Raw genomic sequence first — 18,286 nt, forward strand, 5'->3', positions numbered from 1 at the left:
ATTGAGGAGAGCAGCATGACAGAATTGAGCTTACCTGCAGGTATGCAGATTACGGGTGAAATCAAACCGGGTTTCGAACAAATCCTGACGCCGGAAGCACTGGCGCTGGTCGCGAAACTGAGCCGCGCATTTGAACCGCGCCGCCAGGAATTGCTGGCAGCCCGCGTTGCGCGCGCAGCCCGTCTGGATGCAGGCGAATTGCCTGATTTTCTGCCGGAAACCCGCCATATCCGTGAAGGTGACTGGAAAATCGCCCCGATCCCTCAGGCACTGGAATGCCGCCGCGTCGAAATCACGGGGCCTGTCGAGCGCAAGATGGTGATTAATGCTTTGAATTCCGGTGCAGACAGCTACATGACCGACTTTGAAGATTCCAATACGCCTAACTGGGACAATCAGCTTACCGGTCAGATCAATATGCGCGACGCTGTTCGCCGCACCATCAGCCTGGAACAGAACGGCAAGTCTTACAAACTGAATGACAAAGTGGCGACGCTGGTTGTCCGTCCACGCGGCTGGCATCTGGATGAAAAGCATGTGCTGGTCGATGGTAAGCGTATTTCCGGCGGTATTTTTGATTTTGCACTGTTCCTGTTCCATAACGCCAAAGAGCAGCTGGCACGCGGTGCCGGCCCTTATTTCTACCTGCCAAAGATGGAGTCGCATCTGGAGGCGCGTCTGTGGAACGACATTTTTGTTATGGCACAGAATGAAATCGGTATTCCGCAAGGCACGATCAAGGCGACAGTGCTGATTGAAACCATCGTTGCTGCATTTGAGATGGATGAAATCCTGTATGAACTGCGCGAACACAGCTCGGGTTTGAATGCGGGACGCTGGGATTACATTTTCTCCTGCATCAAAAAATTCAAGAATAATAAAGACTTTTGTTTGGCAGACCGTGCCAAGGTCACGATGACGGCGCCGTTCATGCGCTCGTATGCTTTGTTGCTGTTGAAAACCTGCCACAAGCGTAATGCACCGGCGATTGGCGGTATGGCGGCGCTGATCCCGATCAAAAACGATCCTGAGAAAAATGACATCGCCATGGGCGGCGTTCGTAACGACAAGGCGCGCGATGCCACAGACGGCTACGATGGCGGCTGGGTAGCACATCCGGGCCTGGTTGATCTGGCCATGACTGAATTCAGGAGAGTGCTGGGCGATGCGCCGAATCAGATCAGCAAGCAGCGTCCTGATGTGGAAGTTTCCGCCAAGGATTTGCTGAACTTCCAGCCTGAAACACCGATTACAGAAGCCGGTCTGCGTTATAACATCAACGTCGGTATTCATTACCTCGGCGCGTGGCTGGCAGGCAATGGCTGCGTTCCTATCCACAATTTGATGGAAGATGCGGCAACCGCAGAAATCAGCCGTTCCCAGGTCTGGCAGTGGATTCGTTCTTCCAAAGGCAATCTGGAAGATGGCCGCAAAGTCACTGCCGATATGGTGCGCGCAATGATTCCTGAAGAATTGGTCAAGGTGAAGGAAGTGGCTGGCAACGGCGCGACTTACGACCGTGCAGCGCAGATTTTTGAAGAGATGTCGACTTCTGAAAATTTTGCAGAATTTCTGACCCTGCCTTTGTATGAAGAAATCTGATTGGCGCAGGTAGTTTGACCGCCAGTTTCAGTCGCCTAAAACAGCCCGTTCAACGGGCTGTTTTTTTGTCGTTTGAGGGAATGCATCCCGGCTGCCGTGTGGGCAGCATGGTATTCTTGATGCTTCTTTAAGGAGTTCTCAGCATGCCGCAAGCCCATACCCTGTCACAGCAGGAAATCATTGCACAGACCGAAGACTGGCTGGAAAAAGCCGTGATCGGTCTAAATCTTTGCCCATTTGCCAAAGCGGTGCAGGTTAAAAAGCAGATTCGCTACGTTGTCTCTGCCGCAGAAACACCGCAGGCGTTGCTACACGATCTGCAACAGGAGCTGGAAACCCTGGCCGAAGCCAATCCTGAAAAAATCGATACCACGCTGCTGATCCACCCGTTTGTCCTGAATGACTTTCTGGATTTCAATGATTTCCTCGACGTCGCTGATGGCCTGCTGGAAGAGCTGGATCTGGACGGTATTTTGCAGATTGCCAATTTTCATCCCGACTATCAGTTTGCAGATAGCAGTCCGGACGACATGAGCAATTACACCAACCGATCTCCGTTTCCGACGCTGCATTTATTGCGAGAAGATAGCATTAGCCGGGCGGTAGAAGCGTTTCCGGAAGCTGAAGCCATTTTCGAGAAAAATATTGAGACGATGGAGCAACTGGGCATCGAAGGCTGGCATCGCCTGTTTCCCGATCGGTCGAAGTGATCCTGACAAACGCTTGTCCGCGATTTTTGCCTGGGCTGACAAGAATGAATGCAACATTTAACATTAATTATTTATATTTTATTTATATTAATAGCTGAAAAAGTAATGAAGCTTTGTTGCTGCGCGAGAAAGCCATGAAATGTTTTCAGGAGGTATTTCTGAAAACATACTGGGAGGGAGTATTTTTGATTCCCCTTATTTTTCGCTGGGAACCCGCGAATATTTACACATACTCCCTATTATCAGGCAATATGCCGGCACCCGGCACCGCATAGTCAGCACCACCGTTCTGTCTGATAAACAGAAGATTCATCAGTTTTTTGATGATTTTTTCTCTGAAACTGTAGAAAATTTGCCTGGAATCTTCAGTTCTCCACGAATTCTTCTGCCCGTTGAGGGATTCGCGCCTTGTTATTTTGCGGAGCAACATGTAGAGTAAGGGGTTAATTTACTTCATTTTTCACCCTTAGCTTCTTAATATCTATGGCTTTAATCGTCCACAAATACGGCGGAACTTCGATGGGCTCGACCGAGCGTATCAAGAATGTCGCCAAGCGCGTCGCCAAATGGCATGATGCCGGTCACCAGATAGTCGTGGTGCCATCGGCCATGTCTGGCGAAACAAATCGTCTTATCGGCCTCGCCAAAGAAATTATGGCGCAACCCGATCCACGTGAACTCGACATGATTGCCTCCACCGGCGAACAGGTGTCGGTCGGCCTGCTATCCATGGCATTGCAGGCGATCGGCAAACAGGCGGTTTCCTATGCCGGCTGGCAGGTAGCGATCAAAACGGATTCTGCCTATACCAAGGCTCGTATTGCATCGATTGATGACGCCAAGGTCAAAGCCGACCTCGACGCCGGCAAAATCGTCATCATCACTGGTTTTCAGGGCGTGGATGATAAGGGTGACATCACTACACTGGGACGCGGTGGTTCCGATACCTCCGCCGTGGCAGTTGCTGCTGCGCTGAAAGCGCAGGAATGCCTGATCTACACCGACGTTGACGGCGTCTACACCACTGATCCGCGCGTGGTATCTGATGCCCGTCGCCTCAATACGGTGACATTTGAAGAAATGCTGGAAATGGCATCGCTCGGCTCCAAAGTGCTGCAAATCCGCTCCGTCGAATTTGCCGGCAACTACCGTATGCCAACCCGCGTTCTGTCATCCCTGACCGACCCGTTAATGCCGCTGGAAGAAGAAGCGAACTCCGGCACCCTGATTTCGTTTGAGGAAGATACCAATATGGAACAAGCTACCATCACAGGCATCGCGTTTAACCGTGATGAAGCAAAAATCACTGTCCTGGGCGTGCCGGACAAGCCAGGCGTGGCCTATCAGATTCTCGGCCCGGTCGCTGACGCCAATATCGAAGTCGATATGATCATCCAGAATCAGTCCGTCGAAGGCAGGACCGACTTCACCTTCACCGTACCGCGTGTGGAATATCAGAAAGCCATGGAAGTGCTCGAAGGCAGCGTCAAAGCCCACATCGGCGCTGCCAGCATTCAGGGGGACTCCAAAGTCTCCAAGGTTTCTGTCGTTGGCGTCGGCATGCGCAGTCATGTCGGCATTGCCTCTCAAATGTTCCGTACTTTGTCGGAAGAGGGCATCAATATCCAGATGATCTCCACCTCGGAAATCAAGATTTCCGTCCTGATCGACGAAAAATACATGGAACTGGCCGTACGCGCTTTGCATAAGGCGTTCGGTCTCGAATCCGCCTGATCGCTGCCTGCCTCTGCTGGAAAAAATACCGCTTTTGCCTGTTGCAATAGTTGACCAAAAGCAGTTGAGCAGATATGATCTTGGTCTCGATTGGGGCTGGATTGCAAAATCCAGCCTTCATAGTGTGGAGACGTGGCCGAGTGGCCGAAGGCACTTCCCTGCTAAGGAAGCATCTGGGGTAACCTGGATCGTGAGTTCGAATCTCACCGTCTCCGCCAGTAATACTGAAAAAGCCCTTGAAAATCAAGGGCTTTTTCTTTTTCTAGATCGGTCGGTATCCCATTTTGTGTTGGCTTCAGTTTACTTGAAATGGACGCCAGACCCCCCCTTTTTTTGATTAAATGCGATAGCCTGTTGGTCATGTCGGCTGTTTTGATGGATCGCATGTGGAATGCGTGTCCGTGACTCTTCCGTTGCCACTTGCTTTTTCCTATAAATCGCAGCGATGCACGGCAACTCAGCCTTTGTAGTATCGCAAAGGCAAGCAGTGCGTTTTGCTTGTCGATTGCTCCGCGACTTCTTTGCTTGAAATCTGACGCGCATTTTGCGTATTAATGGCAAATACGTGGCCGCTGCAGATGGCGGCATTTAGCGCGCTGTAGTCGTCCGGTACCAGTGTGAATATGGTAAACACGGTGATAGGTTCAATGGCCGGGGTTGCATGTTATCGCTCGGCTTGGGATTACCTTTAGTTTTTGTCTTTGTCGCACTTCCAGCATTGATTGGAGGTCTCAGCATGCTCCTTATGGGGAGTAAGAGATTTTCAGGTCAGGAATTAAAGCAAGTATTTTATCTACGTTATCAGACCAAAATTTTCTGGTTTGATTATTGATTTGGGAGAGCCTCGATACCTGTGTCGAGACGAAATCAGATACTTTTTCCTGATCAGGCAATGTTGGTAGTGAAGTGGAAGAATTCAAATGAGTGCAAATGCAGGAATCATGTCATTTTCCAAAAAATTTCTTAACTCGAATCTGAAAAACGATACGTAGTTGAAATCAATTCTCCTCTGTTGCTGCCATCGTCAGTTCCAGCAGTTTTTTAATTTCAGGTACACATGAGCCGCAATTTCCACCAGCTTTCAGGCAGCTTGTGACCTGGGCGACAGAGGTGATGTTTTGCTGACGGATAGTGTCGCAGATGGTGTTACGGCCAACGCCGAAGCAGGAGCAGATCGTGGAGCCGGTGTCGATGCCTTTTTCTATTGGCTGGCCGATCAGCAGGCCGACGCGGTCGGCTTCTTCCAGCATGTCTTTGGCAAACAGGCTGGCGAGCCAGGTGCGCGAGGGCAGATCAGGGCGGGGGGAGAGAAACAGGCAGCTTTCGATGCGGTCGTCGCGTATGTGGACGGCGCGGTAGATAGCGGCAGTCTTGTCTTCGTATTCGAGCCAGTCGGCGTCGGGGTCGTGAATGCCGAATAACTGGCGTGCCCATTGACCGTGATGGCTGATCTGATTGCGGCCAGCGACTTCGTAATGCGTCAATGCACGTCCCTGAATCCGGCCCCAGTGTGCGATTTCACCAAGTGCAAGATCGTGACGGCTCAGGATGAAGCCGTGCCAGGAAACTGGAAATTCTTCCACCCGCACCGGGGTATGTTTGAATTCCGGCTCACCGGAAATCGGATCGACGACCGGATTCACGACGGCGCCGATACGGGCGTCCGATGCGGATTGATTGTTCCAGTGAATCGGTACAAAGATGCTGCCGCGCGGGATGCCGCCGCCATGTTGCACTCTGGCGACCATGGCTCCCCACGGTGAGGAAACCCGTGCCAGACTGCCTTCGCGCACACCGCACAGCAACGCATCTTGCGGGTGCATGTCGATGAATGATTCGGTGATGTGGTTGTTCAGTTTTGGCGATTTCCCGCTGCGGGTCATGGTGTGCCACTGATCGCGCACCCGGCCGGTATTGAGACTCAGCGGATAGTCCTGATCCGGCATGTTTTTCGGTGTGCGCGGCGCTGTCGGGATGAAGCGCGCCTTACCGTCGGGGTGGACAAAATGATGATCGGTGAACAGCCGTTGCGTGCCTTGTGGTTCGTCATGCGCAGCGGGCATGACTGGCCACTGCACAGGTTGCATGGCATTGAACTGTGTTTTGCTCATGCCGCACAGCCCGCTCAGATTCAGCAGACGCGGCTGCCTACCGGTGTTTTCCGCTGCATTGTCATGAGCAGTCAGCCTGGCATGTTCGTCGAATATCTCGTGTACGCTCTGATAACGGAAACCGTCAAATCCCATGCGTTGCGCAACACTGCACAAAATCTGCCAGTCGGCACGCGCTTCTCCGGGCGGGGAGAGGAAAGGACGTTGTCGTGAGATACGACGTTCAGAATTGGTGACCGTGCCGTCTTTCTCGCCCCAACCGAGGGCCGGTAGCAGCACATGAGCGTAGTCGTTGGTGTCTGTTTTTTCAGTGATGTCGGAGACCACCACCAGCTCGCATCGGGCGAGCGCACGCTGTACCTGATCGGCATCCGGCAGACTGACTACCGGATTGGTGGCCATGATCCAGACCGCTTTGACTTTACCTTGCTCGATCGCCTGGAACAGGTCAACTGCTTTGAGCCCCGGCTTGTCAGCGATACGCGGTGCATTCCAGAATGTTTGCACAGTCTGGCGATGTGCCGGATTATCGAGATCCATGTGTGCTGCCAGCATATTGGCAAGACCTCCGACTTCCCGGCCGCCCATCGCATTTGGCTGACCGGTGATGGAAAACGGCCCCATACCAGGGCGGCCAATACGACCGCTGAGAAGATGACAGTTGATGATGCTATTGACCTTGTCGGTACCGGCAGACGATTGATTGACGCCTTGTGAAAAGGCGCTGACGACTTTTTCTGTGCTGGCGAACAAGTCGTAAAATGCCAGCAGGTCACGCACATTGACCTTACAGATTTTTGCGACCGTGAGCGGATCGGCACTGCTGGCGGCGGCAGCGGCCAGCGCCTCGTCCAGCCCGTTGGTATGTGCGGCGACAAATGCTGCATCAGTTTTGCCATGTTGCGACAGATAGTGCAGTAATCCGTTAAACAGCCAGACATCGGTGCCTGCCTTGACCGGCAGATGCAGGTCAGCCAGCTCGCAGGTCGCCGTGCGGCGCGGGTCGATCACCACCAGCTTCATGGCAGGCCGGGTTTCCCTGATTTTGGCGATGCGCTGGAATAGCACAGGATGGCACCACGCGGTGTTGGACCCGATCAGCACCACCAGATCGGCAAGCTCCAGGTCTTCGTAGCATACCGGCATCAGATCCGCACCAAAGGCGCGTTTATGTCCGGCGACTGCAGACGACATGCAAAGCCGGGAATTGGTATCGATGTTCGCGCTGCCGATGTAGCCTTTCATCAGTTTGTTGGCGATGTAATAGTCTTCTGTCAGCAGTTGACCGGATACATAAAAGGCGACCGCATCGGGGCCGTGGCGTTTGATGATGTCGCTGAAACCTTGTGCAACCGTATCGAGTGCCTGATTCCAGCTGGTGCGCTGCAGATTGCTAGTGGAGCTATCCCGCATGTGCGGATACAGCAGGCGACCATCCAGCCCGATGGTTTCATCCAGCGCAGAGCCTTTGACGCACAGGCGTCCGGCGTTTGCCGGGTGCTGTGTATCGCCGCTGATCTCTGTCGTGCCATCGGCATGCACGGTGGCTCGCACGCCGCAGCCAACACCGCAATAAGGACAGGTGGTGCGCACGCTGCTGGCAGTTTCTGGGATGATGGGAATGTTCATCTTCGGTTCCTGGTCAGGCGGCTTCGCTGCAGAGCGCCTGCCCAAACAATAGTTGATTGCGCAGGGCCGAAATATCTGTCTGATTCTGTATCAGTTCGAAATACCACGGACCATCTTTCACGTCGCCATACAACACGGCGCCGATGATCTGATTGTCTTTCAGCACCAGCCGTTTATAAATGCCGCGCCGCGGATCGCGCATCACCAGGTCTTCGCTGCCTTCGCCGCCGATGAAATTCCCCGCTGAGTAGAGATCAACACCAGTAACCTTGAGCTTGGTCGCTGTCGCCTGCTGCACATAACGGCGGTGACCGGCACCGGCCAGATGTGCGCCGCAAACGCGTGCCTGATCCCAGATCGGCGCGACCAGACCAAAGGTCGCCATTCTGTGCTGTACACATTCCCCAACTGCATAAATACGCGGATCATAGGTTTGCAGCGTATCGTCGACCACGATCGCCCGTTCGCAATGCAAGCCGGCTTGTTTTGCCAGGGCGATATTCGGACGTACGCCTGCCGTCATGACGACCAGATCAGCCGGAATTTCACTGCCATCCTGAAAACGCACCGCGGTGACACGTTCGCTGCCGACGATTTCGCTGGTATTGGTATCGAGCAGAAAGCGCATACCTTTTTGTTCCAGCGCTTTTTTCAGCAGCTGTGCGGCGGCGGTATCCAGTTGCCTTTCCATCAGACTGCCGCAGACGTGTACCACGGTGACCTCCATTCCCTGACGCAGCAGGCCGTTTGCCGCTTCCAAGCCCAGCAGACCGCCACCGATCACCACTGCATGACGGTGGCTGCGCGCCGTCTGCAGCATGGTTTCGACGTCCTGAATATCGCGAAAGGCAATTACTCCCGGTAGCTGATGGCCGGGTACAGGAATGATAAACGGCGTCGAACCGGTCGCCAGCAGCAGGCGGTCATAGGTGACTTCAATGCCGGCACGTGAGCGTACTGTGCGCCGGCGGCGGTCGATCGCCACTACGGGGTCGCTGGTGTGCAGGGTGATCTGGTGCTGGCGGTACCACTCGCGCGTATGCAGCATGATATCGTCCATTTTTTTATCGCCAGCCAGTAGCGGCGACAATAAGATTCGGTTGTAATTGCCATACGGTTCAGCGCCAAAAACGGTGATGTCGTACAGGTCGGGCGCCAGCTTGTGCAGTTCTTCGACCGTGCGCATGCCCGCCATGCCATTGCCGATCACCACCAGAGCGGGCTTTGTTTTACCGGTTTGCATGGCTGTCATATGCCGATCCAGACCTGTTGGTTGTTGATATGCACCGGATAGGCATGTACCGAATGTTCCGGCGCTTCTAAGCATTCGCCGGTTTGCAAGTCAAAATGATGTTTGTAAATCGGCGAGGCGACCACGATGCGTTCTCCCAGACTGCCAACCAGTCCGCGTGCGAGTACCGCAGCTTCCGAATTCGGGTCGTAGTTGTGAATCGCAAATACCCGGTCTTCCCCGTCATGGATGTGAAAGATCGCAATCTGTTCACCGTTGATGAGGGCGCAGACACCGGTATTGGGCAGGATATCGCTCAAATTGCAGACCGGTATCCATTGGTTCAGTTGACGATCGCTATGCATGATGTTTTCCGGTTTTGATGGAGGTATTGAGTCATTGATTGCCTGGGTTGTAGCCGTCATGTTCAGGCATCCGCTGCTACGGCAGAAATCGCGATCCGTTTTCTTTCCTGCACGGTGGCGGGCCGGATCTGTCCGCGTTCTTCCATGAATACGATATTCTGGTCGGCCTGATCGCTGTTGATGAAGTGGCGGAAGCGCTGACGTGTTTCGTTGTCGTTCACGGCTTTTTTCCATTCACATTCGTAAGTGTCGACCACATGCTGCATTTCGGTTTCCAGCTCTGCCCCCAATGCCAGCTTGTCATCAACGATCACCTGCTTCAGGTAATCGAGTCCGCCTTCCAGATTGTCGCGCCAGACGCTGGTACGCTGCAGGCGGTCGGCAGTGCGGACATAGAACATCAGGAAACGGTCGATGTAGCGGATCAGTGTTGCCTTGTCCAGATCGGCTGCGAGTAATTCGGCGTGACGTGGTTTCATACCGCCATTACCGCAGACATACAGGTTCCAGCCTTTTTCAGTCGCGATGACACCGACATCCTTGCTCTGCGCTTCTGCACATTCACGGGTGCAGCCAGAGACTGCGAATTTGATTTTGTGGGGGGAGCGCAGCCCTTTATAGCGGTTTTCCAGGGCAATCGCGAGACCCATGCTGTCATCCACCCCGTAGCGACACCAGGTCGAGCCGACGCAGGATTTGACGGTGCGCAGCGATTTACCGTAAGCATGGCCGGATTCAAAACCGGCGGCGATGAGTTCCTCCCAGATCAGTGGCAATTGCTCGACCCGCGCACCGAACAGGTCAACCCGCTGGCCGCCGGTAATCTTGGTGTACAGGCCGTATTTTTTCGCCACCTGGCCAATGGCGATCAGACCTTCGGCGCTGACTTCGCCACCTGGCATGCGTGGCACGACCGAGTAGGTGCCGTCTTTCTGAATATTGCCGAGGTAATAGTCGTTGGTGTCCTGCAGGCTGGCGTGTTCTTTCTTGAGAATGAATTCATTCCAGCATGACGCCAGAATACTGGCAGCCAGCGGTTTGCAGACATCGCAACCCAGACCTTTACCATGTTGCGCCAGCAGGGCATCGAAGGTTTTGATCTGACCGACCCGCACCAGATGGTAAAGCTCTTGCCGGGAATAGGCGAAATGCTCGCAGACATGGTTATTCACGGCCATGCCCTGTTTCTTCATTTCAGCTTTCATGATCTGCGTTACCAGCGGTACACAGCCGCCGCAGGCGGTGCCGGCCTTGGTGCGGCTTTTCAGAGCCGCGATATCGGTGGCGCCATCACAGACGGCAGCACACAGCTTCGCCTTGGAGACATTGTTGCAGGAGCAGATTTGCGCCGTGTCAGGCAGGGCATCCACGCCGATACCCGGTTTCGCTTTGCCGTCCGCCTGCGGCAGAATCAGGAATTCCGGCGCTTCCGGCAATTCGATACGGTTAAGCATCATCTGCAGCAGAGTGCCGTATTCGCTGGCGTCGCCCACCATCACGCCGCCCAGCAGGTATTTTCCGCATTCGGAGACTACGATTTTTTTATAGATTTGTTTGCGCTCATCGGTGAACTGATAAGAGCGGCTGCCCGCAACTTTGCCATGCGGATCGCCGATGCTGGCGACGTCCACACCCATCAACTTGAGCTTGGTGCTCATGTCGGCACCCGTGAATTCGGAAACCACGATGCTGTTGCCGGTATCGCGTTGCGCCAGGATATCCTGGGCTGCGGTACGTGCCATGTCATAGCCCGGCGCGACCAGACCGTAGATTTTTCCATTCCACAGCGCGCATTCGCCGATCGCGTAGACATCCGGATCGGAGCTGCGACAGCGGTTATCAATTACGATGCCGCCGCGATCGCCGACTTTGAGCCCGCTGTCGCGCGCCAGCTCATCGCGTGGCCGTATCCCTGCTGAGAACACGATCATATCGGCGTCAAGATGGCTGCCATCGTCAAAATTCATGCGATGCGTGCCGGTCTTGCCATCGACGATTTCCAGTGTGTTTTTCTGCGTATGTGCGGTGACGCCGAGTTCCTCGATTTTCTGGCGCAAAATGCGACCTCCACTCTCGTCGACCTGCACTGCCATCAGACGCGGGGCAAATTCAACGACGTGGGTTTCCAGTTGCATGTCACGCAGCGCTTTGGCGCATTCCAGGCCAAGCAGACCGCCGCCGATCACCACGCCACTGCGGGAGCGCTTGCCGCATTCCTGCATGGCTTCCAGGTCTTCAATTGTCCGGTAAACGAAACAATCTTTGCGCTGGTTGCCGGCCAGTGTCGGCACAAACGGGTAAGAACCGGTTGCGATCACCAGCTTGTCGTACGCCAGTGTTTCTGTCGTGCCGTCGAGGTGATAGCTGACGGTTTTGGCCGCGGTATCAACAGATTGCGCCTTGGCATTGAGTTTAAGACAGAAGTGGCTGCGCTCAAAGAAGCCGGGCGCTACCAGCGATAAGTCCTGCGCCGATTTGCCGGAAAAAAATTCTGACAGATGGACGCGGTCATACGCCGGACGCGGTTCTTCGCACAAGACCGTGACTTCCAGATTGTCTGCCGGGCTGTCTGCCAGGCATTCCAGAAATTTATGGCCGACCATGCCGTGACCGATAACGATAATTTTCATGATCTGTGATTCCTTAAGCGGTGATGTTATGCATGCTGATTTGTTCGCTGGCCTGATGCGCTGCGCTGAAGCGGACAGCAATTGCGCACAGTGCGGAAACCGTCACAGCGATTCCTAACAGGCCGAGTGTCTGCTGCACATCACCCAGACTTTTCATCAGAAAACCGGCCAGCACCGCACCGGCATTGCCGCCCGCGCCGATAATGCCTGCCACGCCACCGAGTGCTTTGCGGTCGATGAAAGGCACCAGTGCGTAAGTCGCGCCGCAGGCCATGTGGGTGAATAGACCAAAGGTCAGCATGGCGCAGACCGCCAGCGTCACGCTGTTGGCATGGGCAAACCATAGCAGGCCCAGACCTTCGCCCAGCATCATCACGAACAGCACGCTGGCACGGGTATTTAAGCCGCCGCGCAAGGCTGCTTTATCAGACAGCCAGCCACCCAGTGCCCGTGCAAACAGTGCCAGCAGACCAAAGCTGGCTGCTGCCATGCCCGCGCTTTTGAGCGACAGACCGAAATGGTCGACGTAATACACCGCAGCAATGTTATGGATGAAAATTTCCACGCCAAAGCAGGCTCCGTAGGTGATGAACAGCAGCCAGACGCGATAGTTACGGCTGGCCGCACAGAAGCTGGCCCAGCCGCCTTTTTTCCCACCCTCGATAGCGATACCCTGAGCGCGTAATTCTGCATAATTACCTTCCGGGCAGTCCTGTGTGAAATGCCAGTAAATGGCAGCCATCACCAGCATCAGCACACCAGGCACCATCATCGCTAGCCGCCAGCCCAGTGATTCACTGACTCCCAGCATCAGCAAAGCAGATAACAGTAAAGGCATCAGCGCCTGTGCAGCACCACCACCGGTATTGCCCCAGCCCGCAGCTGCGGCATTGGCGGTGCCAACCACATTCGGCGCAAACATGACCGAGGTGTGGTACTGCGTAATCACAAAGCTGGCGCCAATCGCACCGATGCACAGACGGAAGAACAAAAAGCTTTCGTAACTCTGCGTAAATGCCACACCGAATACCGGCAATGCACCGGCCAGCAGCAGGCCGGTATAGGTTTTGCGCGGGCCGAAGCGGTCACACATAGGACCGATGATCAGCCGCACCAGGATCGTGACGGAGACGGCCGCAATATTGATATTGGCGATCTGCGCCATGCTCAAGCCAAATTCCCCCTTGATGACCGGCATCAGCGGCGCACAGGCAAACCAGGCAAAAAAACAGGTGAAAAAAGCCATCCAGGTTAAATGGAACGCACGCATCGGCGGCGTGTCGAAACTGAAAAGTCTGATAGTGTCTGCTTTGCTGGCCATGATCATTTTTATCCTGTAAAAATAAAAAGGCGTCCGCGCAGTCAGGAACTCTCCCTGACCGGGCGGACGCCGTTGTCCGTGCAAACCCATCGTTAGATCTGCTGAAATTGGACTGAATCGCCGTTGATTCAGTTATCCGTTATTAAGCATATAGCGTGCCAACCTGAAACAGGGGCTGGCAGCGCGTGGTGAAACCAGCCAGAAAGCGGCTGGCAGTATGGCATCAGCGCTGCTCCTGAATTGTGCATTCAATTGGTGCGGCAGGCGTGATGTTTTGGTGCGGAGATACCGCGAGAGGATTTACATCTGATGACGATGCTTATGTTGCAGACGTCGCGCAAAATACAGGCTGACCACGATCAGTCCCGCTGCACCGTACAACATGATATTGCCGGTATCGGTATAGTGAATCAGGCGGCCTGCCAGACCAACACCGGCAGACTGACCCAGGAAAAAACTGGAAGCAAAAGCGGAAACGGCAGCGCCTCTGCGTTCTGGCGCCATCTGAGTGGCATTGATCTGAAGCGTATTATGCAGCATGTAAAAGCCCAGTCCAGCCATGAAACAGGCGGGGATGGCATACCACCACTGCACGGCCAGCCCCGTAGTCATTAACGCAGCGGCGAGAATGATGCCGCCACGGAGTGAAAGTCCGCTTTCTCCCCAGCGCTGTACCAGTCTTCTGGCATTCATGGCAAAGGCAAATCCTCCGAAACCGAACAGCATGATGATCGAGCCTGCCGATGTCAGGGAGATACCGAATCGCTGATGCAGGTGGGAGGCGATGAACGCAAATGGACCATACAGAAATGCGCCCTCCAGAAACACGGTTGCCAGCACCAGTCTTGCCCACGGCAGCCTGCCGATTTCGCTGAATTCGTTGAGGATATGCATCAGCGCCGAACCCTCTGTTTCACGGGTCAGGCGGGCATGCGCCGGAAGGCGGCGGTTGACTGCAAACAGGCCGGCAGCGGTGCAAATAAAAATCGCGGCGATCAGCAGGAACGGTAAGCGCCACTGATGCGCATCTGCGGCAAATCCACCGAGTAGTACGCCGCCCGATAAACCGAGAATCTGCCCGATCAGGAATTTTGCCAGCACAGGCTGCCGTTGCGCATAAGGGATGACGTCGCCGATCCACGCCATGGAGAGCGGAATGATTGCGGCGGCAGTAGCGCCAGCCAGCAGGCGTGCGCTCAGCAGCATGGAAAAATTGCTGACCAGTCCGCACAGCAGTGCAGTAACAGCGCAGACCAGTGAGGCACCGGCAATGACCAGATATTTGCCGAAGCGATCCCCTAACGGGCCGAAGAATAATTGAGCGATACCATAGGCAACCGAGAATAGCGTAATCACGAGCGAAGCATCGCCCAGTCCGACATGGAATTCATTGCTCAGCAAAGGCAGAATCGGATCCATCACCCTGAGTGAAACGCCGCTGCCGAACGCTGCCAGCGATAACAGGGGAATCGCCAGAGCCGGCAGGTGATCAGGGGTTTGCGTCGTCGTCATGGTATCCATCGGTCAGTGTGATCGCTATCTACCCCGGATTCCGGGGCAGAAGGGTGACATTGTAGATGGATTCTGAATCTGGCGTTTTCAGGCGACGGCTTTCAGAACAGCAGTTTCTTCCAGCATGGAGCCGGTTTCACGGTAGCGCGTATGCCAGCTGAATGCTTTTTCCAATACGTGCGGCGTTTGCCCGCCCCGGGTTTCCGCTTCGGACAGATAATCCAGCAACATCTGCCGGTAAGGCGCAGGAACGCAGTGATGGATGATCTTCTGGGCACGTTCGCGCGGCGCCAGGCCGCGCAGGTCAGCCAGCCCGACTTCAGTGACAATGATATCGACATCATGTTCGCTGTGATCGACATGAGTCACCATCGGCACAATGCTGGAAATTTTGCCATGCTTGGCTGTCGATTTGGTCGCAAAGACCGACAGGTAAGCATTGCGGGCAAAATCTCCCGAACCGCCGATGCCGTTCATCATGTGCGTGCCGAGTACATGAGTGGAATTTACGTTGCCGTAAATGTCGACTTCCAGCGCAGTGTTGATGGCGATGATGCCGAGTCGCCGGATGACTTCAGGATGATTGCTGACTTCCTGCGGACGCAACACCAGCCGGTCCTTATACTTGCCGATATCAGACAGCACCGCTTTGCTTTTCTCGGCAGACAAGGTGATGGAGGAGCCGGAAGCAAAGTCGAGTTTGCCGGCATCAAACAGATCGAAAGTCGAGTCCTGCAAGACTTCGGAATACATCGTCAGATGTTCAAACGGGCTGTCAATAAAACCGCTCATGACCGCATTGGCGATGGTGCCGATACCCGCCTGCATGGGCATCAGATGATTGGTCAGTCTGCCGTCGCGGACTTCTTCTTTAAAGAAATCAACCAGATGCGCGGCAATCTGGGCAGTCTCTGCATCGGGTGGAAGAATGGTCGATGCACTGTCTTCTTTTTGCGTAATGACAATCGCAACGATTTTTTCCGGCGGGATCATGATGGCAGTTGTGCCGATACGGTCATGGGCAGACATCAGTGGAATCGGCTCGCGTTGCGGACGGTGCTTTGGAATGAAAATATCGTGCAGACCTTCCAGTTCCATTGATTGCGTCATATTGATTTCGACAATGACCTGATCCGCAAGAATCGCGAAGCTGGCGCTGTTGCCAACCGACGTCGTAGGAATGATGGCACCGGTTTCAGTAATCGCCACGGCTTCAATAATCGCAATGTCGATCGCATTAATCTGACGGGTGCGCAACTGCTCGACCGTTTCGGATAAATGCTGATCGACATACATCACTTCGCCGCGGTTAATCGCGGCACGCAATGTAGGATCGGCCTGAAACGGCATCCGGCGTGACATGGCACCTGCTTCCGTTAGGGTCTTATCGATGTCGCTGCCGAGCGAAGCGCCTGTCATCAGAGTGATTTTGAGTTGCTCAGCCCGGGCGCGCTCTGCAATTGCCAGTGGGACGACTTTGGCATCCCCCGCCCGGGTGAAACCGCTCATGCCGATAGTCATGCCGTCTTCTATCCACGAGGCGGCATGTTCGGCACTGGTGATGCGGTTGCGTAATTCGGGCAGGCGTATCCTTTGTTGTTGAGCGTCTTGCATGATGTTCCTTTGTCTCTGAAAGTAATCGGGATCGTTATCTGTCCTGATTCTGCGATCAGGTTGTCTGGCTGGCTTGGTGACGGTGGATTCAGGTCAGGCAGTAATTCACCGGCAGCATAGCGGGGGGGATATGCACATCGTGGATGGATTCACGTAAATCAATTTCAATCGCCCGGCAGATGGCATCGAGCGGCAGGTCGTTGGATTCGGTACCAAACGGTTCCTCGATTTCATCACCCAGCGCATCCAACCCGAAAAAGGTATAAGCCACCACCGCGACCACAAACGGTGTCATAAAGCCGATTGAGTCCACCAGGCCGAAAGGCAGCAGGAAGCAGTAGATATAAGCCGTTCGGTGCAACAGCAGCGTATAGGAAAATGGAATCGGCGTATTGCGGATCCGTTCGCAAGCAGCCGCTGCCGAAGTCAGCGCTGACAGGGTATTGTCGATATTGGCAGCGAGGCAGCTGTCAATCCGTTTTTCCTGCAGACAGCGTTGCAAATCGGCACCCATGCACTGCATCAGAAAATCCGGCTTGTTTCTGAAACGGCCGGACTCCGTCAGTTCCTGCGTGGTCAGCCATTGCTGGAATTCTTTTCCATTGTCCTGATTTCTCAGCAGATTTTTCAGGGCATGAGCAAAAGCGATCGTCCGGTAAACCATGCGGATGCGGATATCTCCGACTCCGTTGCTGGCAACCGCCGGATGGGGATCATGAATCAGACTGCGGCATTGCCGGGAAAGATTACGACTCTTCAGCACCAGTTCGCCCCACAGTTTGCGTGCTTCCCAGAAGCGGTCATAGGCAGCGTTGTTCCTGAAGCCCAGGAAAATCGATATCGGCAGGCCGATCAGGGAGAAGGGGATGGTCGTCAGCGTAATTTTCAGCTCAAACAGATCTCCGTGCGACAAAGTGACCAGCGTCGCAATGATGATATTGATCGTCAGCGCGGGCAGTATCCGGGGCAGAACGGAGCCGCGCAGCATTAAGAACAAACGAAATCCGGAAGGACGATCTCTGATAATCACGCGATTTCCCCGGAATGGATCAATGTTTTGGCGATTAAATTTTTCATTTAGTATCGAAATTCGCTAATATGTTAGTGAATTAAATCACTAATATGTTAGTAAGTCAAATCTGTACAATGACGGATATTCTTTGGGAAATAAATTTCGCAGGAGGCGGAATGAAGCATCGGATTGCTAACCGGAATTTGCCACAGTTATTTTTGAAGGCGAGGGCGAACCTCATGTGTCATTTCCGGCCCATCATCAGCAAGTTCGGACTGACCGATCAGCAATGGCGGATTTTGCGTGTGCTGGATGAACATGCTCAGGCTGAGCCACGTGAGCTTTGCGAGCTATGTCAGATATCCAGTCCGAGTATGGCCGGTGTGCTGAAGCGGATGGAAGAGCTGGATTTGATCCGGCGCAGCGCGGTGACAGGCGATCAGCGCCGGGTCATGATTGCTTTGTCAGCTCATGGCGATGCGCTGATGGCGGAAATGGCACCGCTGATTGATGCTCAATACCGACATATTGAGGAGGCCTATGGTTTGAGTGCCATTGAAAATTTGATTATGGCGCTCGAACAGTTTAATCAGGTCAGGGAACAGGATGTCAGGCATATCTTGTGATCAGTGCTTGTCCGGATGAGGGGGTAGGAATTTGTGCGGAGTGGCTGATGGCTCTGTGTCAGGCGCAGGGCGTTCATGTGTAATGAAATCTGTACGTATGAAAAAATCAGCCCTGGCCTCCGTAGGGCTTATAAAAATCAAATACCTGTGCTATAATTTTTTTCTTCGCGGCTGTAGCTCAGCTGGATA

13 protein-coding genes and 1 tRNA gene are annotated in these 18,286 nt (G+C 54.1%); 6 read left to right on the top strand and 8 right to left on the bottom strand.

All coding sequences use genetic code 11. From position 1 onward, the window contains the following. Positions 1-15 precede the first annotated feature (15 nt). The 5 genes from aceB (at position 16) to HV832_RS15885 (ending at position 4,264) form a co-directional block, all read left to right on the top strand. Complete coding sequence (aceB, locus tag HV832_RS15865; RefSeq protein WP_176804833.1) at positions 16-1,602, top strand: malate synthase A; 1,587 nt, start codon at positions 16-18, stop codon at positions 1,600-1,602. 143 nt (positions 1,603-1,745) lie between these two features. Then, positions 1,746-2,312, top strand: coding sequence for a DUF1415 domain-containing protein (locus HV832_RS15870; RefSeq protein WP_176804834.1), 567 nt, complete (start codon positions 1,746-1,748; stop codon positions 2,310-2,312). A gap of 139 nt (positions 2,313-2,451) precedes the next feature. Further along, positions 2,452-2,751, top strand: a complete 300-nt coding sequence (locus tag HV832_RS15875; protein WP_176804836.1) for a hypothetical protein — start codon at positions 2,452-2,454, stop codon at positions 2,749-2,751. 44 nt (positions 2,752-2,795) lie between these two features. Further along, a complete protein-coding gene (locus HV832_RS15880) occupies positions 2,796-4,046 on the top strand; it encodes an aspartate kinase (protein WP_176804838.1) in 1,251 nt (416 codons plus the stop codon). Positions 4,047-4,172: 126 nt separating this feature from the next. Further along, positions 4,173-4,264 (top strand) — tRNA-Ser (locus HV832_RS15885). Positions 4,265-5,044: 780 nt separating this feature from the next. On the opposite strand, the gene HV832_RS15890 is transcribed toward HV832_RS15885, so the two are convergent. The 8 genes from HV832_RS15890 to HV832_RS15925 form a co-directional block, all read right to left on the bottom strand. Next, positions 5,045-7,786 (bottom strand): nitrate reductase, encoded by a 2,742-nt coding sequence (locus HV832_RS15890; protein WP_176804840.1) that lies wholly within the window; start codon positions 7,784-7,786, stop codon positions 5,045-5,047. A 13-nt stretch (positions 7,787-7,799) separates the two neighbouring features. Beyond that, positions 7,800-9,038, bottom strand: a complete 1,239-nt coding sequence (locus HV832_RS15895) for an NAD(P)/FAD-dependent oxidoreductase (protein WP_218132064.1) — start codon at positions 9,036-9,038, stop codon at positions 7,800-7,802. After that, positions 9,035-9,382 carry a nitrite reductase small subunit NirD gene (nirD, locus tag HV832_RS15900; protein WP_176804844.1) on the bottom strand — a complete coding sequence of 116 codons (348 nt, stop codon included), beginning with the start codon at positions 9,380-9,382 and terminating at the stop codon, positions 9,035-9,037. The genes HV832_RS15895 and nirD overlap by 4 nt, the downstream gene beginning before the upstream one ends. A 62-nt stretch (positions 9,383-9,444) precedes the next feature. Then, a complete protein-coding gene (nirB, locus tag HV832_RS15905; RefSeq protein WP_176804847.1) occupies positions 9,445-12,012 on the bottom strand; it encodes a nitrite reductase large subunit NirB in 2,568 nt (855 codons plus the stop codon). A gap of 13 nt (positions 12,013-12,025) precedes the next feature. Continuing rightward, positions 12,026-13,333 (bottom strand): MFS transporter, encoded by a 1,308-nt coding sequence (locus tag HV832_RS15910; protein WP_176804849.1) that lies wholly within the window; start codon positions 13,331-13,333, stop codon positions 12,026-12,028. Between the two features lie 300 nt (positions 13,334-13,633). Next, positions 13,634-14,845 (bottom strand): MFS transporter, encoded by a 1,212-nt coding sequence (locus HV832_RS15915; RefSeq protein ID WP_223827326.1) that lies wholly within the window; start codon positions 14,843-14,845, stop codon positions 13,634-13,636. 87 nt (positions 14,846-14,932) lie between these two features. Further along, a complete protein-coding gene (locus HV832_RS15920; protein ID WP_176804854.1) occupies positions 14,933-16,459 on the bottom strand; it encodes a succinyl-CoA:acetate CoA-transferase ScpC in 1,527 nt (508 codons plus the stop codon). Between the two features lie 88 nt (positions 16,460-16,547). After that, the gene (locus HV832_RS15925) at positions 16,548-17,489 is read right to left on the bottom strand and encodes a bestrophin family protein (protein ID WP_176804856.1); all 942 of its coding nucleotides are present in this window, start codon (positions 17,487-17,489) and stop codon (positions 16,548-16,550) included. A gap of 158 nt (positions 17,490-17,647) precedes the next feature. Between HV832_RS15925 and hpaR the strand changes: the two genes are divergently transcribed. Then, a complete protein-coding gene (gene hpaR / locus HV832_RS15930; RefSeq protein ID WP_176804858.1) occupies positions 17,648-18,097 on the top strand; it encodes a homoprotocatechuate degradation operon regulator HpaR in 450 nt (149 codons plus the stop codon). Positions 18,098-18,286 lie beyond the last annotated feature (189 nt).

The organism is Cognatundibacterium oligocarboniphilum, assembly GCF_013377855.1.
Taxonomy (GTDB): domain Bacteria; phylum Pseudomonadota; class Gammaproteobacteria; order Burkholderiales; family Burkholderiaceae_D; genus Undibacterium; species Undibacterium oligocarboniphilum.